This window comes from Tritonibacter sp. SIMBA_163, from assembly GCF_046535935.1.
Classification (GTDB): Bacteria; Pseudomonadota; Alphaproteobacteria; order Rhodobacterales; family Rhodobacteraceae; genus Epibacterium; species Epibacterium scottomollicae.
Map to the genome: position 1 here is coordinate 1 of NZ_JAWJBP010000686.1, position 261 is coordinate 261.

1 protein-coding gene is annotated in these 261 nt (G+C 38.7%); it reads right to left on the reverse strand.

From position 1 onward, the window contains the following. Nucleotides 1-261: methyl-accepting chemotaxis protein (locus R0J92_RS24065; protein ID WP_411053532.1), on the reverse strand; the 261-nt coding region annotated here is incomplete at both ends.

The following is a 261-nucleotide window of genomic DNA, read 5'->3' on the forward strand; positions in this document are numbered from 1 at the left end:
TCTAACACTTGTTGAATACCACTGGCTTGTTGATGAATATTGAGAGAAATTTGTTGGTTATTCATCACCACATTATTCACGGCTTCTGTAATATGACTAAAGGATTCAGCGGTTTTCTCTGTAATTTCCATTCCAGAATCAACGGTTTTTGTGCCTTCGTCAGTGACCATAACGGTGGAGTTAATGGCGTTTTGAATTTCAGCGACTAAACCGCCAATTTTTTCGGCAGATTGTTTACTTTGATCGGCAAGTTTCCGAATT